General features: G+C 51.6%; 15 protein-coding genes. 9 read left to right on the top strand and 6 right to left on the bottom strand.

The features are described from left to right. The first annotated feature begins 2 nt into the window (after positions 1–2). Positions 3–6,530 carry a filamentous hemagglutinin N-terminal domain-containing protein gene (locus tag ACO0LF_RS16225; RefSeq protein ID WP_423015734.1) on the top strand — a complete coding sequence of 2,176 codons (6,528 nt, stop codon included), beginning with the start codon at positions 3–5 and terminating at the stop codon, positions 6,528–6,530. Then, positions 6,499–7,392, top strand: coding sequence for a FecR family protein (locus ACO0LF_RS16220; RefSeq protein WP_423015732.1), 894 nt, complete (start codon positions 6,499–6,501; stop codon positions 7,390–7,392). The genes ACO0LF_RS16225 and ACO0LF_RS16220 overlap by 32 nt, the downstream gene beginning before the upstream one ends. A gap of 96 nt (positions 7,393–7,488) precedes the next feature. Here ACO0LF_RS16220 and ACO0LF_RS16215 read toward each other — a convergent pair whose 3' ends face one another. Beyond that, entirely contained in the window at positions 7,489–8,409 is a 921-nt protein-coding gene (locus ACO0LF_RS16215; protein WP_423015730.1) for a M48 family metallopeptidase, read from the bottom strand. A 276-nt stretch (positions 8,410–8,685) separates the two neighbouring features. Between ACO0LF_RS16215 and ACO0LF_RS16210 the strand changes: the two genes are divergently transcribed. Beyond that, a complete protein-coding gene (locus tag ACO0LF_RS16210) occupies positions 8,686–10,314 on the top strand; it encodes a MutS-related protein (RefSeq protein WP_423015728.1) in 1,629 nt (542 codons plus the stop codon). A 17-nt stretch (positions 10,315–10,331) separates the two neighbouring features. Here the strand turns inward: ACO0LF_RS16210 and ACO0LF_RS16205 are convergent, their stop codons facing one another. The 4 genes from ACO0LF_RS16205 to glyQ all read right to left on the bottom strand — a co-directional run bounded on the left by ACO0LF_RS16205 (position 10,332) and on the right by glyQ (position 14,871). Then, a complete protein-coding gene (locus ACO0LF_RS16205) occupies positions 10,332–11,078 on the bottom strand; it encodes a lysophospholipid acyltransferase family protein (protein WP_423015726.1) in 747 nt (248 codons plus the stop codon). A 53-nt stretch (positions 11,079–11,131) separates the two neighbouring features. Continuing rightward, on the bottom strand, positions 11,132–11,695 hold the full coding sequence (gmhB, locus tag ACO0LF_RS16200; protein ID WP_423015724.1) for a D-glycero-beta-D-manno-heptose 1,7-bisphosphate 7-phosphatase: 564 nt from the start codon (positions 11,693–11,695) through the stop codon (positions 11,132–11,134). A gap of 50 nt (positions 11,696–11,745) precedes the next feature. Further along, on the bottom strand, positions 11,746–13,830 hold the full coding sequence (gene glyS, locus ACO0LF_RS16195; protein ID WP_423015722.1) for a glycine--tRNA ligase subunit beta: 2,085 nt from the start codon (positions 13,828–13,830) through the stop codon (positions 11,746–11,748). A 93-nt stretch (positions 13,831–13,923) separates the two neighbouring features. Next, positions 13,924–14,871 carry a glycine--tRNA ligase subunit alpha gene (gene glyQ, locus ACO0LF_RS16190; RefSeq protein ID WP_423015720.1) on the bottom strand — a complete coding sequence of 316 codons (948 nt, stop codon included), beginning with the start codon at positions 14,869–14,871 and terminating at the stop codon, positions 13,924–13,926. 394 nt (positions 14,872–15,265) lie between these two features. Here glyQ and ACO0LF_RS16185 point away from each other — a divergent pair, with 394 nt between their 5' ends. After that, entirely contained in the window at positions 15,266–17,749 is a 2,484-nt protein-coding gene (locus tag ACO0LF_RS16185; protein ID WP_423015718.1) for an EAL domain-containing protein, read from the top strand. Positions 17,750–17,753: 4 nt separating this feature from the next. Continuing rightward, positions 17,754–18,032, top strand: coding sequence for a hypothetical protein (locus ACO0LF_RS16180; RefSeq protein ID WP_423015716.1), 279 nt, complete (start codon positions 17,754–17,756; stop codon positions 18,030–18,032). A gap of 5 nt (positions 18,033–18,037) precedes the next feature. Here ACO0LF_RS16180 and ACO0LF_RS16175 read toward each other — a convergent pair whose 3' ends face one another. Then, positions 18,038–19,045 (bottom strand): aldo/keto reductase, encoded by a 1,008-nt coding sequence (locus tag ACO0LF_RS16175; RefSeq protein ID WP_423015862.1) that lies wholly within the window; start codon positions 19,043–19,045, stop codon positions 18,038–18,040. A gap of 153 nt (positions 19,046–19,198) precedes the next feature. Between ACO0LF_RS16175 and ACO0LF_RS16170 the strand changes: the two genes are divergently transcribed. From ACO0LF_RS16170 to ACO0LF_RS16155, 4 genes are all read left to right on the top strand, one after another. Further along, positions 19,199–20,110 carry a LysR family transcriptional regulator gene (locus ACO0LF_RS16170; RefSeq protein ID WP_423015714.1) on the top strand — a complete coding sequence of 304 codons (912 nt, stop codon included), beginning with the start codon at positions 19,199–19,201 and terminating at the stop codon, positions 20,108–20,110. 134 nt (positions 20,111–20,244) lie between these two features. After that, positions 20,245–20,826, top strand: coding sequence for a 3'-5' exonuclease (locus ACO0LF_RS16165; RefSeq protein ID WP_423015712.1), 582 nt, complete (start codon positions 20,245–20,247; stop codon positions 20,824–20,826). Positions 20,827–20,883: 57 nt separating this feature from the next. Further along, positions 20,884–21,657, top strand: a complete 774-nt coding sequence (locus ACO0LF_RS16160; protein WP_423015710.1) for a hypothetical protein — start codon at positions 20,884–20,886, stop codon at positions 21,655–21,657. Positions 21,658–21,773: 116 nt separating this feature from the next. Further along, on the top strand, positions 21,774–24,893 hold the full coding sequence (locus tag ACO0LF_RS16155) for a prolyl oligopeptidase family serine peptidase (protein ID WP_423015708.1): 3,120 nt from the start codon (positions 21,774–21,776) through the stop codon (positions 24,891–24,893). Positions 24,894–25,096: the final 203 nt, after the last annotated feature.

Genomic DNA, 25,096 nt, shown 5'->3' with positions numbered 1-25,096 from the left:
GCATGAGAAAAGAAATCGATATGTTCGCTCAATCTGTATCAGTATTGCGGTCGAACACCAGGGAAAACCAGCTGTCTGGCTTGTTACCTAAACTGCTACCCCGGCTCATGCCTGTGTTATTGGCAGCCTGTTTTAGTACTGGTCTTGTTGCCAGCCTGGCCCATGCCAATCCGGTGGGGCCGCAGGTCATCAATGGCCGGGTCATCTTCAGCCAGGATGGCAAGGTATTCACGATTACCAATACGCCAGGTGCAATTATTAATTGGCAGGATTTCTTCATCAATGGCGGCGAGACTACCCGTTTTATCCAGGAGAGTGCCAACAGCACAGTATTGAATCGTGTGATAGGTCAAAACCCCACGCAGATCCTGGGTGCCTTGCAATCGAATGGACGGGTGTTTTTGATCAACCCAAATGGAATATTGTTTGGCAAGGGTGCCCAAGTCGATGTCAATGGTCTGACGGTCTCTAGCCTGGGCATGACGGATGCAGATTTCAAGGCAGGCAGGCTGAACTTCAATGCTGGTACGCTGGCAGGCAAAGTCAGTAACCAGGGTGCCATTACCACACCAGCAGGCGGGCAGGTTTATCTGATCGCACCGGATATAGAAAACAGCGGCATCATTACTTCACCCAAAGGTGAGGTCTTGCTGGCAGCCGGGCGTTCAGTGAAACTGGTGGATTCTGCCAACCCTGACGTACATGTGGTCGTCAGTGCCGACAATAACCAGGCGCTCAATCTTGGACAAATCGTTGCCCAGGGCGGCAAGGTAGGTATCTATGGCGGCTTGATCAGTCAGCGTGGACTGGTGAGTGCCAATAGTGCGGTAGTGGGAGAGAATGGGAAAATTTATTTCAAAGCCAGCCAGGACACCATACTTGATACCGGCAGTGTCACTACGGCGACCGGTAAAGGCCAGGGCGGTGACATACAAATACTGGGGCAGCGTGTAGCATTGGCTGGTAATGCTAAGGTTGATGCCAGCGGTAATACTGGCGGCGGTCAGGTCCTTGTCGGTGGCGATTATCATGGTGATAATTCCGCCATCATGAATGCAAAACGCGCCTTTGTTGGCAGCGATGCCAAAATCAGCGCCGATGCCTTAAAGACTGGTGACGGTGGTAAGGTCATCGTCTGGTCAGATGACGTCACCCGGGTCAATGGCAGTATTTCTGCGCAGGGTGGGGCACTTGGTGGCAATGGCGGTTTTGTCGAAACCTCTGGTAAGCAAAACCTGGATTTCCATGCCAGGGTCAATGTAGGTGCTGCGCGTGGCAAAGCAGGTACTTTATTGCTGGATCCGTCTTCCATCACTATCGCTGGCGGCACTGGCGATGGCGCTTCGGACGGTTCTTCAAGCTTTCAGGGCTCGGCGATAGGGACTATCAATTTTGCCGATGCCAGCCCTACTACGGTGTATCAGTCAGAACTCCAGGGCCTCTCTCCAGGCACTAATATCGTGCTGGAGGCAACGAATTTCATTAATACCAGCGGCACTTTTTTCGGTAGTTCCATATCTTTGCCGAGCAATTCCAATATCACTTTAAGAACCCGCAATGCATCGACCGATGTCAGTGCTACCCGTGGTATTAACCTGACAGGAGCAGATCCCAACCTGGAAATCAAGACCAGTGGTTTCGGGACTATCACGCTGCAAACTGGCACTGGCGTATCCCCCCAAACTGCAGATATCGTAGTCGCCAAGCTGACCACCAATAGCAGCCAGATCAGTACTAGTGCCAGCGGTAACACTACCTTCAAAACCCTGTTGACGACCCCAAGCGCGGTAGGCGTGGGTGGTGACGTAGTGCTCAACAGCACGGGTTATATCAATGTAGGAACAGGCGGTGTTGATGCGCGTGGCAATTCTTCGGCGAATGGTAATGTCACGATCACGACGGGTTCGGATATTACCCAGCAAAACGGTAGCATCATCTATGCCAAGGACTTGAAGCTGAGCGCAGTGAGTGGCCTGCATGGAAATATCTCCACTGACAGTATGGGCGTGCAGGCTGCCAAGCTCAATGCCATCAATACGGGTAGTGGTGATATCCGTATCGCCAGTATAGGTGCGAATCTGGTCATCAACGACGTAGGTGGCACCGGCTACGGTATCAAGCAACAAACCTCTGGTACCGCAATCCACCTGAGTTCACCTACCGGTTTTACCACCGATATCAATTCACCTGTCATTACCAATAATGGCATGCTCAATATTAATGGGCAGGGCGGCATTAACCTGAATGCGGGTGGGAGTATTAATAGCGCTGGTGGCAGCGTCAATTTGCTGGCGACTGATACGAACGTATTGACCAATACTGCTGCTGGTACGCAAATCAATAGCGCCGGTGCTGATATTTCCATCAAATCCGACAAGATGGATTTGCAGGGTGCAGTCAATGCCGGTAGTGGTGCAGTGACCCTGGATTCGAATACGGCGGGTACGATTCACCTTGCCACGGGAGCGAGCAATGCACTGACAGGCACGCTGGAATTGTCTGCAGCAGAATTGAATAATGTCACAGCGACACGTCTTAAAATCGGCAATATGAGTGGTGGCAGTATTGACATCAAGGGTGCCATGGGTTCAGGCGCAGGTGGTGCTTTGCAAAACGTGAATACCTCATTGACCTTGAATTCTGGTAACACGATTTCCCAGCAAGCGGGTGCCACGATAGATGGTGCCAGTTCCGTCCAGGCCCGCGGCTATAGTGTCAATCTGTCAGAGCTTAATTTTATTGGTGTGGTGTCTGGCTCCGCCAGTACCGGCAGTTTCTTATACCGTTCCAGCAATCCCATCAGTATTTCTACGGTAGATGGTTATAGCGGTATTAGCAGTGGCTCTACGATCAAGCTGACTTCTGACTCCACTTCCGGCATTAGTCAGGCAACAGGCAATGCCATTATAGGCAGTGGCCTGGCCTTGCAAACCAAGGGCTCTGTCAATCTCAGCAATACCAGCAATAGTTTCAGCTCCCTGGCAGCCGATCTCAATCCTGGGGGACAGGGTACAGGTAGCCTGAATATCTTTAATGCGGGCAATTTGACTATCAGCAACATTGCTTCCATCACCGGCATCACTACCAATAACCAGGCCGTTACTGTGAGTTCAGGTACAGGTACTTTGACTGTTTCTGATAATGTCAACGCAGGAACTGGCAAAGTGGGCTTCATTGCCAATCAATTGACGCTTGGCGGCCCTGGTGGTGTGACGGCAGGAGACTTTGGCGTTCGTCCATTTACTGCTGGGCGTGCCATTACCATAGGCTCTGCCACATGTACCGTCGCCCCCTGTCTTGCGGTGACCAATTTGTATAAGGTCAGTGCCGCCAATATTGCGATAGGTACGGATGACGTCAGCAATGCTTCCGGTGCTATTTCCGTGGTGGGCATTACTGATACCAATACCAGCGCCATTACCGATATCAAACACCTCACGACGACACGCATAGGCTTGATCAGTGGCGGGGCTATTTCCCAGGTCAACCCTATCACTGTGCAGGATTTGGGCGTGGTCTCAAGCACGAGTGTGACGCTCAATAGTCCAAACGTGATCACTAGCCTGGCAGGCAAGAGTGCTGGCAGCTTCAGCCTGGTGAATAGCCAGGGCATCAATGTAGCAAGCCTGAGTGGCAGTAATGGTTCCAGCAGTTATAGCCTGGGCGGTATCAATACCACAGGCAATATCTACCTGACAGCCAGTTCCGGCAATATTCTACTGAGCTCGAATGTGAGTGCCGGGACGGGCGCAGTCACTTTATCCGCCTCTGGTGGCGCGATCAGCCAGACCTCAGGTAATTTGATTAGTGGTGCGGCACTGGATGCGACTGCCAATGGCGGCATAGGCAATAGTGGTGGCTTGAAAACCCAGGTGCCTTTACTGCTGGCCAATAACACGGGTTCAAACACTGATATCAAGATCAATAATACCGGTGCACTGAATTTGCAAAATGTCCAGCAGAGCAGTGCGGGTAGTACGGGCAATATTCTGATCGATAATATTGGTGCCATTACGCTCAATAGCGGTGACGCAGTGCGTACCAAGGCAGGCAATATCAGCCTGGTGGCACATAGCCCCCTGACTGTGAATGGTACGGTCGCCAGCGCGAATGGCGGTAATATTACCCTGGAAGCTGGTGCCAGTGGCAGCACGGCAGACAAGCTGACGGTGGGCAGTACTGGTTCGGTGACGACCTCGGGTAATATTCTGCTCAAAGCGGGTGATGCCATTCTGATCTCTGGTACTGTCAGTGGTGGTACGGTAACGCAACAGGCTTTCCAGAATGTGCCCTTGCCGACCCTGGATCAATGTCTTTCCAGCCCGACTACGCCTGGCTGCAGCTCAGTCTTGCCTAGTTTGTCTGCCTGTATCAGTAATCCCAATCTGGTGGGCTGCAGTGTCGTATTGCCCAGCGTTGCTGCTTGCCAGGCCAGCCCCACACTGGCTGGCTGCAGTGTGGTCTTACCTAGCTTGACAGCCTGCCTGGCCAACCCTTCCATGTTTGGTTGCTCGAATGTCTTGCCCAGTGCATCTGCTTGCCAGGCCAATCCTAATCTGCCAGGTTGCAGCGCAGTTTTGCCTACACTCGCATCTTGCCTGGTTAATCCATCGACCCCCGGTTGCAGCTCAGTCTTGCCCAGCTTGAATTCCTGCATCAGCAATGCCAGCCTGACAGGTTGCAGCGTAGTCTTGCCTAGCCTGTCGCAGTGTATTAGCAGCCCATCGACGGCAGGATGCAGCGTGGTCTTGCCAGCCCTGGCAGCGTGTCTGGTGTCACCTAATATCGCTGGTTGCTCGGCAGTCTTGCCATCTGTTGCTGCGTGCACTGCCAGCCCCAGTTTGCCTGGTTGCAGCTCTGTCCTGCCTAGCCTGAGTGCCTGTATCAGCAATAGCAGTCTGGCAGGTTGCAGTGCGGTCTTGCCTACCTTAAGTGCTTGTCTGGCCAGCCCCAGTTTGTCGGGTTGCAGTGCCGTCTTGCCCAGTTTGAGCGCCTGTATCCGTAATACCAGTCTGCCAGGTTGCAGCGCGATTCTGCCTACGCTGGCGGCCTGTACTGCCAACCCCAGTTTGTCTGGTTGTAGTGCAGTCTTGCCTAGCTTGAGTGCCTGTATCAGCAATAACAGCCTGGCAGGTTGCAGTGCTGTTTTGCCCACTCTGGCAGCCTGTACCGCCAGCCCCAGCCTGCCGGGTTGTAGCGCAGTCCTGCCCAGCCTGAGTGCCTGTGTAGCTAATCCCAGCCTGTCTGGTTGCAATAATGTCTTGCCTACATTGACGGCTTGCCTGAGCAATCCTTCCCTGCCGGGTTGTAGTGCAGTCTTGCCTAGTCTGGCAGCTTGCACCGCCAATCCTGCACTTTCAGGTTGCTCTGCCGTATTGCCTACCCTGGCTGCCTGCCAGGCCAGCCCCAGTTTGCCTGGTTGTGCTGCAGTCTTGCCTAGTTTGAGTGCCTGTATTGCCAATCCAGCCTTGCCCGCTTGCGCATCTGTCTTGCCGACGCTGGCGGCCTGTGTTGCCAGCCCCAGTCTGCCTGGCTGCTCGGCGGTCTTGCCTAGCCTGAATGCCTGCGTCGCTAATCCTGGCCTGTCTGGTTGCTCGGCTGTTTTACCGACATTGGCTGCTTGTAGCGCAGCACCCAGCCTGACAGGTTGCAGTGCGGTCTTGCCCAGCTTGACAGCCTGCACGGCCACACCGACGCTGGCTGGTTGCTCTGCAGTGTTGCCTAGCCTTGCAGCCTGCAGCGCCAGCCCAAGTTTGCCAGGATGCAGTGCCGTCTTGCCCAGCCTTGCCGCTTGCATAGCCACACCTGGTTTGCCAGGTTGCAGCACGATACTGCCTGGTCTGGCTACCTGTACTGCCGCGCCAAGTACACCAGGTTGCTCGGCAGTCTTGCCTAGTCTGACTGCATGTACAGCCAACCCTGCCCTGGCAGGTTGCGGCGCGGTCTTGCCTAGCCTGGCAGCCTGTACCGCCAATCCTGCCAGCCCTGGTTGCGCTGCAGTTTTGCCTGGCTTGAGTGCCTGTATTGCCAATCCAGGTTTGCCTGGATGTAGCGTGGTGTTGCCTACTCTGGCCACCTGCACGGCCACGCCTTTTGTATCTGGCTGCAGTGCGGTCTTGCCTAGTTTGGCAGCTTGCGTCGCCAATCCTTCTACACCAGGCTGTAGCGCTGTCTTGCCCGCTTTGGCGAGTTGTGCTGCCAATCCTGCTTTGAGTGGTTGTGCTGCAGTATTGCCTACTCAGGCGCAATGCGCTGCCAACCCTGGTTTGCTGGGTTGTACTCTGGTTTTGCCTATAGGTGATCTGAGGACTGGTAATACCCTCAATAACTCAATCAATTTTGCCTTGAACAGCTTTATCAGTTCCACCCTGGCCATCACCAATTCCATCAATAACACTGCCAATTTTTTTGAGAGTGGCAGCAGTGATTCCGGCAGGGAAACCAGGTTAGAACAAAGAAGCAGTATTGTTGGCACGAGGGACAATGGAGTATTAAAAAATGCTACTGATAAAAAACTCTACTGCAATTAAGTTTTTCTTTATTGCGGCACTGTGTCTGAGCTGTGCGCTGGGTTTCGCGGCGCAGATCGCAGGCACGGTGACGCATTTGAGCGGCCCCTTGATCGCCAAGAAAGCTGACGGCACGGTCAAGGTCTTGTCTCTGCAATCGGCCATAGAGCAGGGTGACACTCTGGTTGCCGAGAAAGATACCTATGCCCGCATCAAGTTTGCCGATAATAGTGAAATCGTCCTGCGTCCAAATACCCAGATCAAGATAGATCAGTTTTCTTTTGAAGAAGATAAACCGAATAATGATGGTTTCACCATGACCCTCATCAAAGGTGGTTTGCGGGCAGTCACAGGCTTACTGGGCAAGCGCAATAAAGAGCGGTTTGGCCTGAATACGCCGACTGCATCGATAGGCATACGCGGCACGACCTTCATTGCGGAATACATCCCGCCTGATGGCAATCTGGCCGCCTACAATATGGCAACGACGGCAGCATTGCAGGTCCCCACAGGTACGGGCAACAAGACAATACGCAGCGACATTGACGTTCCCGTGGCTGCCATCCTGCCCTTGCAACTTGCTGCCAATGAAGAGCCAGGTAATAGAGCAGGGGGAGCAGGGAGCGCTGGAGGTGCAGGGCGTGCGCCAGGGCTGTATGTGCAAGTCCTCGATGGCACTATCTTCCTGAGAAATAGCACAGGCAGCCTGGATGTCACCGCGGGGCAATTTGGCTTTGCCATCAGCTTTACCAAGCCGCCTATCATTTTGCCAAATAACCCTGGCATGCAATTCTCGCCACCAGGTAGTTTTCCTGCCAATCAAAGCCAGGAAAATGCCAATAATGAAAGCAAGTCAGGCAGCCTGATTTGCGAAGTGAGGTAGTTGGAATAACTTAGTTGGAATAACTTAGTTGAAGTAAATCAGTTGACATGCAGAGGCCGGATTTATCAGCTTGAAAAATCCGGCCTTGATACTGATTCAGAATACAGGTAAATCTGCACTGGCATGCTGACGCAAATTTTGGCGTGCCACTTCAAAGTCTGGGAAGACGGATTGCACTGTTGCCCAAAACCGCGGGCTGTGGTTCATCTCACGCAAATGCGCAAGTTCATGCGCAATCACATAATCAATAATCATGGGCGAGAAATGGATCAGCCGCCAGTTCAGGCGTATCTTGCCTTGTGAAGTGCAAGAACCCCAGCGTGTCGCCGCAGCCGACAAGGCCATGCTCTGATAACGCACATTGAGTTTTTCAGCAAATACTGGCAGGCGTTCATTGAATATCCGCTTGGCTTCCTGCTGCAGCCAGGCTTGTACCCGGTCTTTCAATTGCTGCTCGCCAGCATCTGCAGGCAGGTTGATAATCAATTCAGACTGTTCGCTCTGGAAGTGCGTACCGCTGACAGAGGCAGGTGCAATCCGTAAAGTGATTTCACCACCCAGATAAGGCAGTTTTGCTCCATCCTGCCAGTGCATCTTGGGTTCCAGCTTGCGCTGGGTACGCTCACGTCGCTCAGTCAGCTTGCGCAAGATCCAGGCTTGTTTTTCCTGTATCGCGGTTTCTATATCGGCTATCGTCACCCAGCGTGGTGCCGTGATGCGCAAGCCATCTTCATTAATCAAGAAACCTATACTGCGGCGTTTCGAGCGTTGCAAATCATATTCGAGCAAATAATCCTGTATCAGGATGCGGCGTTTGTTACTGGTGTTGACAAAGGTAGACGGTGGCGGCGCGGCAGGGCGCAATTCATCTTGTTGAACTGTCTCTTTAAGCGGGCTAGCAAGTGGTGTTTTTACAGGCGCGGGACGCAGTTTGTCCGGCACCAGAAAATCACTGAATAAATCCAGTTGCAAAGCCATTTGTATGGCCTTGCCAATCGAGGGAATGCGGGGCTTCATCTAAGCTTGGGGAATCCTGATTCAATAGCAAGTGGGATTTTTGCTCTGCTTGTAGCACATATTCCAAGTATGGAAGTCTGGTTTTACAAGCTGCAATGACATTAGTTTGACTTATTTTTGCGAGTTCGTGTTTTTGCCTCAAAAAACTGGTTTTTTCGATATTGCCTTTCTTTTATTTAAGCTAGCTCACTTGAGTTTTCTGCAACTAGCGCAACTTGCCTGAGCAAGAGATAGTCTACATAGATATTGTAATCGCCACCTACTCAACAGGCTCTGATGAATAAGCTGATATCGTTGCAAAAGCTATGGAACAGTACGATTAAAAAGATAGGCTTGTTCTTCAAGATTCCGGGCCTTGATTACGAGCAGCCGCTTGATTTTCCTTTCGCTCGCAGCGATATCGCCATGTTGTATCACATTGCCAAAGGTGACGCTGCCAGGCACATTGATGAGCATACAGCCAAAGATATGCTGCTTGATGCCTATGCCGATAAACTGACAGCAGGGAGCAGTATTTTTGCTCAGCAGATCATACATAAGCGGCTGCGTGAAGGTGCTCAGGGCAAGCATGACAAGCAAGGCAAGCAGCGCTTGCAGCAACTGTTGGCTGAACCGGTATTGCTGGATACCTTGCAGCAGCACTGCCGGCCCTTGCGCGGAGTGGAAACAGAAGTCAGCGAACAGATTTTCACCGACGTAATCCCGGTTCCGGCAGCATGGCATAAATTCATGTGGATGTTACCTGTCAGCATGGGCACTTTGCTTGTCCTTGCGCTGACATCGCTGGCACCGGCCTGGATAGCTGTCTTGCTGGTATGGATGATCTTGCTGGCCGTGCAGACGCGTTACCATGATGCGGTGACACAATGGGCAAAGAAAGTACAAGCGCTACAAGCCTTGCTGAGGAGCTTTGAGTTGCTGCTTGAACATTGTCCACAGGATGCTCAAGCGCCTGCTGCAGATCGTCAAACAGCAAATAAAATGCTTGCCGAATTACGCAGGCATAAATTGGTGCTACTGCCAGGCATGCGGGAATACACGGACTGGCTCTTACTGGATAATGTCAGGCATTTTTTCAAGACCAGCATTCTTGTCCGTAAAAATCAGGATTTTCTGCGCCGGGTATACACGCACGTGGCAAACCTGGAAGCCGATCTGACGCTGGCCAGGCATTTGCAATCGCTTACACAATATTGCTGGTCCTCTGCGTCAGACAAGAAGCAACTGTGCATGCAACAAGTTGTGCATCCCATGTTGGCGCAGGCTACCGCCCTGGATATAAGACTGGAAGGCAGGGGTGCTTTTATTTCCGGGCAAAATGGCATAGGCAAGAGCACCTTGTTGCGTACCCTGGGTTTGAATCTCATCGTCGCCCGCGCTTTCGGTTTTTGTTATGCGGCTAGTGCCAGCGTCCCCATGGCAGCGGTGTATTCCAGCATGCAAAGTGAAGACTCCCTGATCGCAAATGAAAGCCTGTATCAGGCAGAACTCAGGCGTGCCAAAGAATTATTGGATATCGCAGAAAGCGATACGCAGGCTGTGTTCATCATTGATGAAATTTTCCGTGGCACTAACCATCAGGAATCCATCTCGGCAGCCGCCGCAGTGTTACAAAGCCTGGCCAGTGCAAACATGGTGATCGTTTCGTCCCATAATCTGGTGCTGGCACCTATATTGGCTGCCTATCTGACACCATTATGTGTCACAGCAGAGCAGGATGAGCTATCCAGATTGCAATTGAATGAAGGTGTCCTGGCTGACCCGAATGGTATACGCCTGCTGGGTACTTACGGTTTTGGTGACGATATAAAAAACAAAGCCAGTCGGGTTTTCGACTGGCTTAGTGATTACCTGAAACATCCTGACAAGTGCGAACAAATATTGGAAAATCGCCCGCTGTCTTAATTACAGCTTATTAAAGTTTATTTGGTTTCAGACTGATAAACCTGCGGAGAAATCACACGCATTTCTGCTTCTATCCATTTCTCCACTTCCTGCATCAGTTCAACCGCATTCATGCCGTTGGGTGGGATAGGCTTGCCGACGGAGACAGTGACTGTGCCTGGCAATTTGGTAAAAGAATTTTTTGGCCAGCACTCACCAGAATTTAGCGCGATAGGCACGACCGGGGTATTGGTTTCTACTGCCAGACGGGCACCGCCGCCTTTGTACTGGCCTTTTTTACCAACGGCGATACGTGTACCTTCAGGGAACATGATGATCCATTGCCCATCAGCCAGGCGTTTGCGGCCTTGCGTGACGACGTGGGCAAAAGCGTCTTTGCCTTTGCTGCGGTCTATAGGGATCATGCGCAGCATGGAGATGGCCCAGCCAAAGAAGGGGATATAGGTAATTTCTTTTTTGAACACAAAAACCAGTGGGCGCGGCGTTGCCATCAGCAGGAAGATGGTTTCCCATGCGGATTGATGCTTGCACAGCAGGATGGCCGGGCCATCAGGGAAGTTTTCAAATCCCCTGGTCTGATAATGTATGCCGCAGATTACTTTTGCTGCCCAGATGATGGTGACATTCCAGCGGGCTGTAATGTAATAGCGCTGGTTGTACGGCAAAAAGGCAAACAGCATGCTGATCGGGGCCCAGACGATGGTGACTATCGCCATCACCAGTATGAAAATCAGCGAACGTATAAAACGGGTAAAGCTAAGCATGTAGTCTCCATTGCAGCGATGCTGTTTGAGTTTGTTCTATGTTGCTCAATGACTCAGATCGCGATATTAAATTCAGATGGCGAATTTTCCACCAGTTTGTCGACCATGGCGGCCAGGTCATCAAAAACTTGCGTACCTGGCGGCAAGCCACCTTTTTCCTGGGTCTTGCTGCCTTTGCCTGTCAGCACCAGATGGGGTTTGCAACCCAGAACAAAACCAGCCTGCAAGTCGCGCAGGGAATCACCCACGCAATGCACGCCTTTGAGATTGGTGTCGTAACGACGGGCTATCTCTTGCAGCATGCCAGGCTTGGGTTTGCGACAATCGCAATTGTCATCTGCCATATGCGGGCAAAAGAAAATCGCATCTATCGTGGCACCGACTTGCTGGGCGCTGGTATGCATTTTTTGATGGATGGCATTCAGCGTCGCCATATCAAACAGCTTGCGACCTATGCCAGACTGGTTGGTTGCGACCACCACCGTATAGCCCGCCTGGTTAAGGCGGGCGATGGCTTGCAGTGAACCCGGTATAGGCTTCCATTCTTCGGGCGACTTGATAAAGTCGTCCGAATCCTGGTTGATAACGCCATCGCGGTCAAGGATGATGAGTTTCATCTGCAATCCTGGTTAGTGGTGCTCATGTGTTCCATGTTGTTTAACGCGCCTCAAGCTGCCAGCTTGGAAATGTCGGCAACCTGGTTCATCATGCCATGCAGGCTGGCCAGCAAGGCCAGGCGGTTATTCCGCAAGGCCAGGTCTTCTGCATTCACCATGACATCATTGAAGAAGCTGTCCACCGCTGCACGCAGGGCTGCCAGGGTTTTCAATGCGCTGGCGAAATCACCTTTGGCAAATGCCGCATCCACTTCCGGTTTGACATCGGCCATGGCCTTGGCCAGTGCCTGCTCGGCAGCTTCCTGCAATAGCGCTGGCTGGACTGCACCTGGCGTACCCTCGGCTTTTTTGAGGATATTGGTAATACGCTTGTTGGCAGCCGCCAGTGCTTCTGATTCTGGCAGGGCAGCAAAGGCTTGTACAGCTTGCAGGCGTTCAACGATGCTATCGAGCGTGTCTGGTTGCTGGGCAACCACAGCTTCAACTTCATTTTGTGAAAAGCCCTTGTCGCGCAACTGGCCACGCAGACGGTCAAACAGGAAGTTCAGCACATCGGCCGTCGGGTCAGTGAAATTGGCATTGCCAGCAAACAGTGCGACTGCTTGTGCCAGCAAGGTATCCAAGGACAGCGGCAAGCGTTTTTCTACCAGCATGCGCAAGATGCCCAGGGCATGGCGGCGCAGTGCAAACGGGTCACGGTCGCCAGTAGGTTGCAAGCCTATGCCCCAGATACCGACCAGGGTTTCCAGCTTGTCAGCCAAAGCTACGGCAGTACCTGTCAGTGTCGCAGGCAGGGCATCACCAGCGAAACGTGGTTGGTAATGTTCAGACGCGGCAGCGGCTACATCGGCGTGTTCGCCATCATGCTGGGCATAGTAAGTACCCATGATGCCTTGCAGCTCAGGGAATTCACCTACCATGTCAGTCAGCAAGTCGGTCTTGGCCAGCAGGGCGGCACGTTCAGTCAGCGCGACATCACCATTCAGGCTGGCAGCAATCTGGCCTGCCAGGGTTTTAACGCGTTGTGTGCGTTCTGCCTGGCTGCCCAGTTTATTGTGATAGACCACATTTGCCAGCAGTGGCAAGCGTGATTCCAGGGTCTTTTTCTTGTCTTGCTCAAAGAAGAATTTTGCATCTGACAGGCGTGGACGCACGACGCGCTCATTACCCTGGATGATGTATTGCGGGTCGCTGGTTTCCAGGTTGGAGACGATCAAAAAGCGTGAACGCAATTTGCCAGAAGCATCTGTCAGGGCAAAATATTTCTGATTCGTTTGCATGGTCAAAATCAGGCATTCTTGCGGCACAGCCAAAAATTCCTGCTCGAAATTGCATTCATACACTACCGGCCATTCGACCAGGGCCGTGACTTCATCCAGCAGGGATTCCGGCATCAATACCTGGTCTGCACCTGCTTTGCCCAACAGGGCAGCGCGTATCTGTTCTTTACGCTCGTTGAAGCTGGCAATGACCTTGCCTTCGGTTTTCAGGCTGGCTGCATAGTCTTCAGCCCTGGCAATGCTGACTTCACCAGCGGACAGGAAACGGTGGCCTTTGGTAATGCGGTCACTGTTCAAACCCAGCAAGGACAGCGGCACTATGTCAGCACCATGCAGGGCAATGATCTTGTGCACCGGGCGCACAAAATGCACAGTCTCGCCATCAGGACGCTGGTAGCTCATGACTTTAGGAATAGGCAGTTTGCCTATGGTTTCTTCCAGTGCAGTTTGTACTGCTGGTGCCAGGGCAGTGCCTGCCGCTGTATAGCTGTAGAAGAAGCTCTCAGTCTTGCCATCTACCGCACGTTCCAGGTCACTGACCTGCAAGTGAGGGAAGCCCAGTGCCGCCAGTTTCTTGCCCAGCGGGGCCGTCGCATTGCCAGCCGCATCCAGCGCTACAGATACCGGCAATACTTTTTCACGCATCAGCTTGTCCGGGGAAGTGGCGCGTACACCTGTGATGCTGACAGCCAGGCGGCGTGGTGAGGCATAGCTGGTCGCGACGGATTCAGCTTCGAGAAAATCGCGTGACTTCAGACCAGCGACGATACCGGCGCTAAATGCTTCACCCAGTTTGGCCAGCGCCTTGGGTGGCAGCTCTTCGGTAAATAATTCTACTAACAGTGTTTGGCTCATGTTTCTTATCCTACGTTCCGGCGTTGTGCCAGAATCTGTTTAATGATGTTCTTGTGGGCTATACGTAAAGCCTGTGCAAAGCTTATGCAGTGCTTATGCAGCAGTAACAGCAACGGGAGCAGGCTTATGCTTGTCATCCGCAGCGCACATGGGGAAGCCCAGTGCCTCACGCGATGCATAGTAAGCCGCAGCCACAGCACGCGACAGATTGCGTATGCGGCCTATGTAGGCAGCACGCTCAGTCACAGAAATCGCACCACGTGCATCCAGCAAGTTGAAAGTATGCGCAGCTTTCAAAATCATTTCATAAGCAGGCAGGGCCAGGGATTTTTCTGTCACTTCCAGCAGGCGCTTGGCTTCTGCTTCGTAATTGCTGAACAAAGAGAACAGGAAATCGGTGTTTGAATATTCAAAACTGAAAGTCGATTGCTCAACTTCATTTTGATGGAATACATCGCCATAAGACAGGCGCACGGTTTTGCCGTTTTCTTCACGCTCAGTCCAGACCAGGTCATAGATATTGTCTACGCCTTGCAAATACATGGCCAGACGTTCGAGCCCATAGGTGATTTCACCGAGGATAGGTTTGCAATCCAGACCACCAACTTGCTGGAAGTAAGTGAATTGTGTGACTTCCATACCATTCAGCCAGACTTCCCAGCCCAGGCCCCAGGCACCCAGGGTAGGGTTTTCCCAGTCATCTTCAACAAAGCGTATGTCGTTTTGCTGCAAATCCAGGCCCAGGGCTTTCAGTGAGCCCAGGTAGAGATCAAGGATATTTTCCGGCGCAGGCTTTAACACTACCTGATATTGGTAATAGTGTTGCAGACGGTTAGGGTTTTCACCATAACGGCCATCCTTGGGGCGGCGTGATGGTTGTACATAAGCCGCGCGCCATGGTTCTGGCCCGATGGCACGCAAGAAAGTGCCGGTATGCGAAGTACCCGCGCCCACTTCCATATCGTAAGGTTGCAACAGGGCGCAGCCTTGCTTGTCCCAGTAATCTTGTAATGTCAGGATAATTTGTTGAAATGTGAGCATCGTGCTATCTGCCTTTGTCACTTCTTGAAGAAGCGATGAATAAAGTTTGCCAAACCTTAGATTTTAACGGCTTTTGCGCTGGATAGGCTAATTTGCTTGATGTTGTTTTGTTAATTTTGAGCCTTGAATTTGATTATTTTGAAAGACCCCTCAACACAGAGGCACAGAGACACAGAGAAATTCAGGAGAAAACCTGAAGAAAGGAGAGAGCGAAGATTGTCTTTTTGGTAAAAATAATCAAAAAATCTAAATGGTCTTTTCGTTTGTTTGAACGCAATTGCAGCATAAATAGGCAGCTTTGCTAAGGCGGTTTTTGTTGCAATTCGCTTGGCTACGCGGTATAAAAATCCACCTGCCAATAAAAACAGCATGCTGAATGGGAGACCTCGGAGCAATGGCTATAGTTGACCAGACCCTGACTTTGGATGCCGAGTCGCATCGGCTGGAAGAGTGGTATCTCTTGCTGGGGGAGCTTTCCCATTGTTTGTGGTACACGCCAGAACTGCCAGAGATGTTGCGTGGCTTCTGTCGTATCCTGGTGCAGCGTGCTGGCTATTTGTGTGCTGAGGTGGAACTGGACTTGGGGGACAAGTCAGAAATTTATCGCTTTCGTGCCGACAAGCAGGCTGGAAAAGAGACAAAATACCTGGTTCTGCCTTTGCAACGTTATGGCTATGCGCTGGCGCAATTACGGGTTGGTGCTGACTTTGATCTCAGTGAAAGTAGTGATGCATACAACATACTGAGCCGTTTTGCGAATGAATTAGCGCAAGCCATCCATGCCCTCAGCAGCAGCCATGAGCACCATGATCTGCAAGATAATATGGAAATGCTGGCACTGTCGGTACAGCAAAGCCCGTTTGCAGTAGTCATTACCAATGCGGATGGTGAGCTTGAATATGGCAATGATAGCTTTTGTCGTATTTCTGGCTATACGCTTAACGAAGTGCTGGGCAAGCATGTGTTCTGGAATTCTGGTGATCCTGCGGATGAAAAAGTCATGCGCATCATCAAGGCACTCAAGGTCGGTGAGCATTGGCAGGGTGATGTACTAAGCCATCGCAAGGATGGCACGGCCTACTGGGAGAGGCAGATGGTAGGTCCGCTGTGCAATGCAGAGGGGCATATCACTCATCTGATGGCGGTCAAACAGGATATTACCGATAGCAAATTCCAGTTGAAAGAAGTCGAGCAAGCCTTGCTTTTACGTGAACAAGCCCTGGTATCCAGCAGCAATGGCATCATGATTACCCGCAGTGATGACAGCGATCATTCCATTGTTTATGTGAACCCGGCTTTTGAGCGTATCACCGGTTATACAGCGCAGGAGGTCATAGGCAGGGAAGGGCGCTTCCTGGTCAGGGAAGACCTGGCGCAGCCGGATTTGCAAGAGATACGCACGGCTCTGCGAGAAAAAAGAGCAGGCTGCGCACTGTTACGCAATTACCGCAAGGACGGCACGCAATTCTGGAATGAATTACATATCTCACCTGTTAAGGATGCAACGGGCGCAGCCACCACGCATTTTGTCAGTGTCATCAATGATGTCAGTGAGCGCGTCAATTATCAGAAAGAGCTGGAATACCAGGCCACCCATGACAGCCTGACTGGCCTGGCGAACCGCAATTTGCTCAATGACCGTATCACCCAGGCCATTGCCTGGGCCAAGCGTCAGGATTTGTCGGTGGGTTTGATGTTGCTTGATCTCGATCATTTCAAGCTCATCAATGATGCCTCTGGCCATGGTGCTGGCGATGAAATGCTGAAGCAGGTAGCCAATCGGCTCAGTCATTGTGTACGGGAAACCGATACGGTGGCGCGCCTGGGTGGTGATGAGTTTGTCATCATCCTGACTGATTTGCCCGAGACGGGCGATGTTGATATCGTCGCTGAAAAAATCCTGTCAGCCCTGGCGCGCCCGTTTGAAATCAATGGGCATGATGTGTTTGTCACGGCCAGTATCGGTATTTCGCTCTACCCGCGTGATGGTGATCATGGCGAGATTTTGCTGCGCTATGCCGACATCGCTATGTACCGCGTCAAGGAGCATGGTCGCAATAGCGTGCGCCAGTTTATTCCCGAGATGGGCGTCACTGCCATCAGCCGCCTGAATATGGAAGGTGCATTGCGCCGTGCGCTGGAGCGGCACGAGTTGACTTTGCACTATCAGCCCAAGATAGAACTCGCTACGGGCCATATAGTCGGTGCGGAAGCACTGGTGCGCTGGCATCATCCACAAATAGGTTTAATACACCCCATAGAGTTCATCCCGCTGGCAGAAGAAACCGGGCTCATCCTGCCTCTGGGTGAATGGGTATTGGCTGAGGCTTGCCGCCAGCAAGTCAGCTGGAAAAATTCTGGCATGGGTGATTTGAAAATCGCCATCAATATGTCACCCCGCCAGTTCCGGCAAGAGGATTTGTCTGACCGTGTCGCCGCTATTTTTTCCGAGACGGGTGCTGACCCATCGAATGTCACCCTGGAGCTGACTGAGAGCATGGTCATGCAGGACGTCAACAGCACCCTGGTGGCATTGCGGGCCTTGAAAAAACTGGGGGTATCGATATCGCTGGATGATTTTGGTACCGGTTATTCCAGCCTCTCTTATTTGCGGCGTTTCCCCATTGATGAACTCAAGATAGATAAATCCTTCATCAATGATATCCATGAAAATCCTGACGATGCAGCAATAGCCAGCGCCATCATTGCCATGGCCTTGAGCCTGAGTCTGAGTGTGGTTGCCGAAGGTGTGGAAAAGAAAGAACAGGCCGAGCTTTTGCGTAAAATGGGTTGTAGCCAGGTACAGGGTTATTATTTTGGCCGCCCCATGGATGCAGCAGGCTTTGCTACCCGCTATCGCGAGCACGGCTATGAGTAAGACGATGAGTAAAACCATGAACAAGCTGATCTGGCGCACCGGCAAGGTCAGCGAAATCCCGGAATTGCTGATGGCAGCAACGCTGGAAAAATCAGCCGCCGTTGGTGCGGCGACTGTCTATCATTTCAAACATGATGGGCAGGAAAAACTGGCGATTTCCCTGCCCGATGGTCAGGCGTTAATCATAGAGCCTTTGCCCAGCGGAAGACCACGCCGACGACGCATTGATCCGCTGAAAGCTGAACAAACGGGTCAGCTTGCAGATGTTATTGATAAAAGCTGAATAGATTAATGATTTGGTGCATGTTCGCTATCGAGTAAAGCCATGGCGTGATCATTGTAGCGATTACCTGCTACTGCATCACTTGGCACTGCAGCCGCTATCGCCTGTAAATCTGCTGCATCCAGTTTTACATCAAGTGCGCCCAGGGCTTCTGTCAAACGGTCACGACGGCGCGCACCTACCAAAGGAATGATATCGTCACCTTGCGCCAGTACCCAGGCAATTGCCGCTTGCGCCACGCTGATGCCCTTGCTGCTGGCGATGCTGCGCAAGGCTTCGACCAGGACCAGGTTGCGTTCCAGATTGCCATCCTGGAAGCGTGGGCTGATACTACGAAAATCCTTGGTGCCAGCATTGCGTTCAGTACTCCAGTGGCCGCTAAGCAAACCACGTGACAACACGCCGTAGGCCGTAATACCTATGCCCAGTTCACGGCAAACTGGCAAAATTTCAGCTTCTATGCCGCGTGAAAACAGTGAATACTCTATCTGCAAGTCACTGATGGCGTGCACTGCTGCCGCACGGCGCAGACTGGCAGCACCAGCTTCCGACATACCGATGTGGCGCACATAACCGGCTTTCACCATGTCGGCAATCGCACCTATGGTGTCTTCCACTGGCACTTGCGGGTCTATGCGAGCCAGGCGGTAAACGTCGATGTGATCAGTGCCAAGACGTTTCAGGCTATAAGCCAGGGCGTTCTTGACGGCTGCTGGCCTGCCATCCATGCCTATCCAGTTGCCTGCCGGGTCACGCAAAGCGCCGAATTTGACGCTGATTTTGACCTGCTCGCGTGGCAGATTTTGCAAGGCTTCCTGTATCAGTAATTCATTATGACCCATGCCATAAAAATCACCTGTGTCGAGCAAGTCTATGCCTGCATCCAGTGCCGCATGGATAGTGGCGATGCTTTCACCACGGTCAGCCGGGCCATATAAATCCGACATACCCATGCAACCCAAACCCAGTGCTGAAACTGCCGGGCCAAGCTTACCCAATTGACGTGTTGCGATTTTGTTCTGTGCCATGCTGAAACTCCTCTGTCATTGTTGCCTCAGCGGGTTTGCTGAAGATGTAGCTATTGTAGTTAGTTAGAATTTATAGATAAATACGCTAAAATTGCTTTAACTATGCAAAAAATCTAAACAATGGAGCGGACTTAGACTATGGACAAATTCCAGGCTATGCAAGTCTTTATCGCCGTGGTCGAGCAAAGCAGCTTTACCCGTGCTGCCGAGCAATTGCAGATGCCCAGGGCCAGTGTGACCCTGAGTATCAAGCAACTGGAAACCCATCTGGGTACTCGCCTCTTGCAAAGAACCACGCGCCAGGTCAACACCACGGCGGATGGCGATGCCTATTACCAGCGTTGCGTGCGTCTCTTGGCTGACCTGGAAGAAACTGAATCGGCATTCAGCCACAGCCTGCTTAATCCGCGTGGCAAGCTCAGGATCAATTTGCAAGGCTCGCTGGGCAAATCTTTCGTGGTCCCGGCCTTGCCAGGCTTTAGTGCCAAATACCCTTTGATAGAGCTGGAGGTTGGCATGAGTGATCGCTTGGTTGACCTGGTGCGCGAGGGCGTTGATTGCGTCTTGCGTGGCGGTGAGCTGCGCGATTCCAGCATGATCGCCAAACGGGTAGCGCTGATGACGCAAATTACCTGTGCCAGCAGCGCTTATCTGCAAAAGTATGGCGTACCGGAGTCGCTGGATGATTTGCCCGCCCATCTGGCAGTGAATTATTTCTCATCGCAGACAGGCCGGAATATGGATTTTGAATTTGTCATGGATGGAAAAACCCAGGCATTGCCATTGAAAGGGCAACTGGCAGTCAATGATGTTGATGCCTATGTTGCAGGTGCTGAGGCTGGTTATGGTCTGATACAACTGCCGCGCTTCCATGTCGCTGCCCAACTGGCGGCAGGCAGCATGCAGGAAGTCTTGCCAGGAATGAGGCCGCCGCCCATGCCGGTATCCATACTCTACCCTCACCACCGGCAGTTATCGCCCAGAGTCAGGGTATTCGTAGAATGGCTGACTGAGCTCATGGAAACGCATGCAGACAAATTCAAGGCCTAAATAATATTAAAAATATATCGTTTATCATGCTGGCTTGCAGTTTGTGGCTTATTTTCACTGTTTTTGACCTCACACAAGCTAAGCTAGCAAGTCAACACCTGACATATCCACCCTGTTTCCCTTATCATGCTGTCATGACAGAAGATCAGGAAGTTCTCCTCCCCCCTTATCCTGGTATCCAGGAAAAAGACATACTGCTGGTACAGACGCCAGCAGACGCAGAGCAAGCTTATGCAGAGATGCAGGCAGCCGATATTTTGGGTTTTGATACAGAATCCAAGCCAGTATTCTTCAAAGGCCAGCAATCCGATGGGCCACATCTGATACAACTGGCGACCGATAGCAAGGCTTACCTCTTCCCTACAGTCAAGGTACAAAATACCGATGCCGTGCAAGCCTTGCTGGAATCCAAAGACATACTCAAGGTTGGCTTCGGGCTCAGCGATGACATGAAACGCCTGAAAATCAAACTCGGCATCTCGCCACAGCATGTACTTGATTTGGCCCGCGCCATGCGTGAAAGCAAGCAGCGCGACATGGGCGCAAAAGCTGCTGTCGCCAAGTATTTTGGCATGCAGCTGCAAAAGTCCAAGAAAACCTCTACCTCCAACTGGGCCGTGCCGGCATTGAATGACAGACAAATCATGTATGCTGCCAATGATGCGCAAGTGGCATTGCTGGTCTACAGGAAGTGGCTGTCCCTGAAACAGGGCTGAACTTTAAGCTGCCTCCAGGGTCAGATCGCTCACGATAGCCAAGGTGATAGGGGATGTATGCCGGCCAAAAAGAAAATGCTGTTACTCCTTGCAGGCGTATGTTTCAGCCTGTTTAACCAGGCCGCACAGGCGGATGGTCTGGCAGATTTGAAAGCCGCGCTGTTGCGTTTGCCTGGCCAGACGCCGGTAAAAGCTGTAGTAGACGCAAAAACCTGGAGTCGCCAGGGTGAGGGTAAAGAGCTTGAAGAGCAAAACGGCCAGGCCAGCATCAGCCTGGAAGATAGCCCCCGTGGCTTGCAAATCTTGTACAGCAAAGATTTATTGACACGCCTGGAAACGGAAGAGCGCGCCAAAGAAAAAGACCCCAAGGCTAAAACGCCTACCATTGCTGCCATCCGCGAAGTCAATTCTTCAGAACTGCGCCCCATGGTGTCTGCTGTCGGCAATCTGTCGCGTGTCCTGGAAAAAGCCATCTTCAAAAGCGAAAAAGCCGACGCCAGCTATAACGGCAAAACTGTCCGTTTGCTGAGTTTCGAGATACCTATCGAGAAGCTGACAGAAAAAGAACGCAAATACGTCAAGAAATTCGAAGGCAGCCTGGAAGTCTGGATAGCCACCGATGGCACACCTCTGGCCAGCCATATGCACCAGACTATTTCAGGGCGCGCTTTTGTGGTCATCAGCTTTGAAAGCAAATATGAAGAAGATCTGGTCTATGGATTGAGTGGTGACCGTCTTGTCATCACAAAAAAAGAAAGCAAGAATATTGGTTCAGGCGCTGGCGAAAAAGGAGAGATGCGCATCGTCAAAACCCTGCAAGTGCAATCTTGATATCTTTGAGCTTGCTGCAATGCAACACTGATAATACATAATTGTTTTGTCGATTTAAAATGGTTTGACATTACAATGTGGTGATGTAAAGCAAGTCATCCAGAAAGGTAATTCCAGTGTTGAGCACGCATTATTCCTCTCCTTCCTCTGTTTCATCATCGAGTCATTACAAACTGCCTAAGTTACCTAAACTGCATAATTTAGCCGCTACAGCTCTGCTGGTATGCCTGACTTATGGTGCATTTGTTCCTGTTATCCACGCTGCCCCAGTATTGGCAGAAAGCCCGACAACTGTCGCAGTGCATGCAAAAAAAGTCATCAGCCATGATGTCTATGCAAACTGGCGCAGCATACAGGGTAGTGTGCTGAGCCGCGACGGTAACTGGGCAGCTTATGCTCTGGTAGGGCAAGAGTCGGATGGTGAAGTCGTTGTCAGGAATTTGAAAGATGGCCGCGAATTGCGCGCACCCCGTGGCACTATGCCAGCCTTCAGTGCCGATGGCCATTACCTGGCTTTTGCGATCGCACCAACCAGGCTGGAGCTGGACAAGGCCAAGAAAGAAAAGAAGAAGGGTGATGATCTGCCCAAGTCTGGCCTGGGGATCATGAATCTGGCTACTGGTAAAGTTGAAAACCTGGACAGGGTAAAACGTTTTGCCTGGCCGGAAGAGGGCGGTAATTTCCTGGCAGTCTTGTTCGATGCGCCAGAGGAAGCAAAGAAAGACACCAAGAAAGAAGCTGAATCTGCCGCCAAGGATGTAGAAGATCAGGCAACTGCTGCGGCCTTGGCTGCAGCCAGGAAAAAAGACACGGGCACAGAATTTCTGTTGATCGATGTGGCGAACGCCAAGCGCAGCAGCTTCAAGGAGGTCGCTGATTTTACCTGGTCAAAAAATGGTGAATTGCTGGCCTTTAATGTCATCGCCAAAGAAGCTAAAAAAGACGCACAAAAAGATACTGCGCGCGAAGGTGTCTACCTGATCAGCCCGCAAGACCTGACGCCACGCACCATCATGGCAGGCGCAGGCAGTTACAAGCACATGAATTTTGATGAAGCTGGCCGTCAGTTGGCTTTCGTCAGTAACCGTGATGACCTGGCGAAGAAACGCGCCGAAGCAGAAAAGTCCGGCAAGAAAAATGCTGATGCTGACAAAGCCGACAAAGCTGATAAATCTGATAAGGCTGAAAAAGCCGACAAAGCTGAAAAAGAAATTACCGCATTCAATCTGTATTACTGGCGCGCCGGTGATAGCGAAGCCAAAGCGGTTGTCACTGCCGACACTAAAGGCATGCCAGCAGGCTGGTTACCCAGTGAATACGGTAGCCTGAGTTTTAGCAAGGATGGCCAGCGCCTGTTCTTTGGCACGGCAGAACTGGCCAAGGCCGATCCCAAGGATGCACCGGAACCTTTCAAGGTTGATCTCTGGCACTGGAAAGACCCTGAACTGCAATCCATGCAAAAGGTCAAAGCGGAAAAAGAAAAACAGCGCAGCTATAAAGCGGTTTTCCATATCGCTGAACAACGCTTTGTACAGCTTGCCAACAAGACTATCCCGAATGTGCTGATCAATGATAATCCGCATTTTGCCATGGGTGCCAGTGATGTGCCTTACAAAATGCAGCAGTCTTGGGATGCGCTGTATCACGATGCCTATGCGGTAGATTTACAAACTGGTCAGGCTCGTTTACTGGTGCAAAAATTGCGCTATGTGCCCAGCTTGTCGGCGGGTGGTAAATATGTGCTGGCTTTTGATGCCAATAGCAGTATCTGGTATTGCTGGTCCACTGCTGACGGCAGCAAGATCAATCTGACAGGGAAAATCAAGGCGCACTTTGAAGATGCCAAGCGCGATACACCAGAAGCCAAGGATGCCTATGGTTTTGCTGGCTGGACTGAAGACGATGCCAGCGTAGTCTTGTATGATCAATTTGATCTGTGGGAAGTCCATCCTCAGACACAGGCCAGCCGCAACCTGACCGCAGGCTATGGTCGCAAGCACAATCTGGAACTGCGTTATGTCCCCGTCGATGCCGAGAAAAAGCCGCCTGCGGACGAACCATCACCAGTGGCCGAGGCCAAGGCTTTGCCGACAGATTCGTGGATACTGGCCGCCACCAATGAAGGTAACCGTTCCAGTGGTTATTACCAGCAAAATCCAAAATCTGGTGAACCGGTAAAACTGATACATGGCGATAAAATGTTTGCTGGCCTGGTCAAGGCCAAGAAGGCTGATACGGTTTTGTTTACGCAGCAAAGCTTCACGGAATTCCCTGATTTGTGGAGCAGTAACCTGGCTTTGCAGAACCCGCAAAAAATCAGTAATGCCAATCCCCAGCAGGCGCAGTACAACTGGGGCAAGCAGGAGATGATTGAATACACCAGCCTCGACGGCAAGAAGCTTAAAGCCTTGCTGGCCAAGCCTGAGGATTTTGATCCGGCAAAAAAATATCCGATGATGGTGTATATCTATGAAAACATGTCGGACAACTTGCATCGTTACGTCCCGCCTGCGCCGGGCCAGAACATCAATGTCACCCGTTATCTGAGCAATGGCTATATCGTGCTGCGCCCGGATATTGCCTATAAAACCGGGCATCCTGGCAAGAGTGCCTACAATGCTGTCGTGCCAGCAGTGCAAAAAGTGCTGGCACAAGGTTATGTCGATCCCAAACGCGTAGGTATACAAGGTCATAGCTGGGGTGCCTACCAGGTCAATTACCTGATCACGCAAACCAATATGTTCCGTGCAGTGGAAGCCGGTGCATCGATGGCAAACATGATCAGCGGTTACGGTGGCATACGCTGGGGTACAGGTATGAGCCGCGCTTTCCAGTATGAAAAACAGCAAAGCCGCATAGGCGGTGCACCCTGGAACAAGACGGCTGAATATATAGAAAACTCACCGATATTCTATGTCAACAAAGTGCAGACGCCTTATCTGACCATCCACAATGATGATGACGACGCAGTACCCTGGTATCAGGCCATAGAATTTTTCACCGCCTTGCGCCAACTTGGCAAGGAAGCTTACTGGTTCAATTTCAATGGTGAAAAACATGGCCTCAAAGAACGCGACAACATGAAGTATTTCACTGTGCACATGGCCGAGTTCTTTGATCATTACCTGCTGGGTAGCCCGCGTCCCGAATGGATGGACAAGCCTGTGCCTTACCTGGAGCGGGGCAAGCGGGATGTGATGGGGCAGTTCAAGCCTGTGGGTGTAAAGACAGAGTAGTTATTGCACCATGCATGAATTCCGGTACGTCTGTCCGGAATAATGTGCCTCATAAAAAAGATAATTAAACTTCCTCCCTTCCATGGCGAGGGCAAGGGGATGGGTTTCGGTCATTTGACGGCAAATGAATTTGCTACAGAAACCCATCCGTTTCAACCGCTCCTGGTGGCTCTTGACTAGCCAAGACAGTTCCTCTGGAATGC

The sequence above is a fragment of the Undibacterium sp. Di27W genome (assembly GCF_049340345.1).
GTDB lineage: Bacteria > Pseudomonadota > Gammaproteobacteria > Burkholderiales > Burkholderiaceae_D > Undibacterium.
This window is presented reverse-complemented; position numbering and strand designations above follow the sequence as displayed.

What these genes read in the sequence shown, in the direction of transcription:
- ACO0LF_RS16225 (WP_423015734.1), top strand. Translation starts at nt 3, where the DNA reads ATGAGAAAAGAAATCGATATGTTCGCTCAATCTGTATCAGTATTGCGG.
- ACO0LF_RS16220 (WP_423015732.1), top strand. Translation starts at nt 6,499, where the DNA reads ATGCTACTGATAAAAAACTCTACTGCAATTAAGTTTTTCTTTATTGCG.
- ACO0LF_RS16215 (WP_423015730.1), bottom strand. Translation starts at nt 8,409, where the DNA reads ATGAAGCCCCGCATTCCCTCGATTGGCAAGGCCATACAAATGGCTTTG.
- ACO0LF_RS16210 (WP_423015728.1), top strand. Translation starts at nt 8,686, where the DNA reads ATGAATAAGCTGATATCGTTGCAAAAGCTATGGAACAGTACGATTAAA.
- ACO0LF_RS16205 (WP_423015726.1), bottom strand. Translation starts at nt 11,078, where the DNA reads ATGCTTAGCTTTACCCGTTTTATACGTTCGCTGATTTTCATACTGGTG.
- gmhB (WP_423015724.1), bottom strand. Translation starts at nt 11,695, where the DNA reads ATGAAACTCATCATCCTTGACCGCGATGGCGTTATCAACCAGGATTCG.
- glyS (WP_423015722.1), bottom strand. Translation starts at nt 13,830, where the DNA reads ATGAGCCAAACACTGTTAGTAGAATTATTTACCGAAGAGCTGCCACCC.
- glyQ (WP_423015720.1), bottom strand. Translation starts at nt 14,871, where the DNA reads ATGCTCACATTTCAACAAATTATCCTGACATTACAAGATTACTGGGAC.
- ACO0LF_RS16185 (WP_423015718.1), top strand. Translation starts at nt 15,266, where the DNA reads ATGGCTATAGTTGACCAGACCCTGACTTTGGATGCCGAGTCGCATCGG.
- ACO0LF_RS16180 (WP_423015716.1), top strand. Translation starts at nt 17,754, where the DNA reads ATGAGTAAAACCATGAACAAGCTGATCTGGCGCACCGGCAAGGTCAGC.
- ACO0LF_RS16170 (WP_423015714.1), top strand. Translation starts at nt 19,199, where the DNA reads ATGGACAAATTCCAGGCTATGCAAGTCTTTATCGCCGTGGTCGAGCAA.
- ACO0LF_RS16165 (WP_423015712.1), top strand. Translation starts at nt 20,245, where the DNA reads ATGACAGAAGATCAGGAAGTTCTCCTCCCCCCTTATCCTGGTATCCAG.
- ACO0LF_RS16160 (WP_423015710.1), top strand. Translation starts at nt 20,884, where the DNA reads ATGCCGGCCAAAAAGAAAATGCTGTTACTCCTTGCAGGCGTATGTTTC.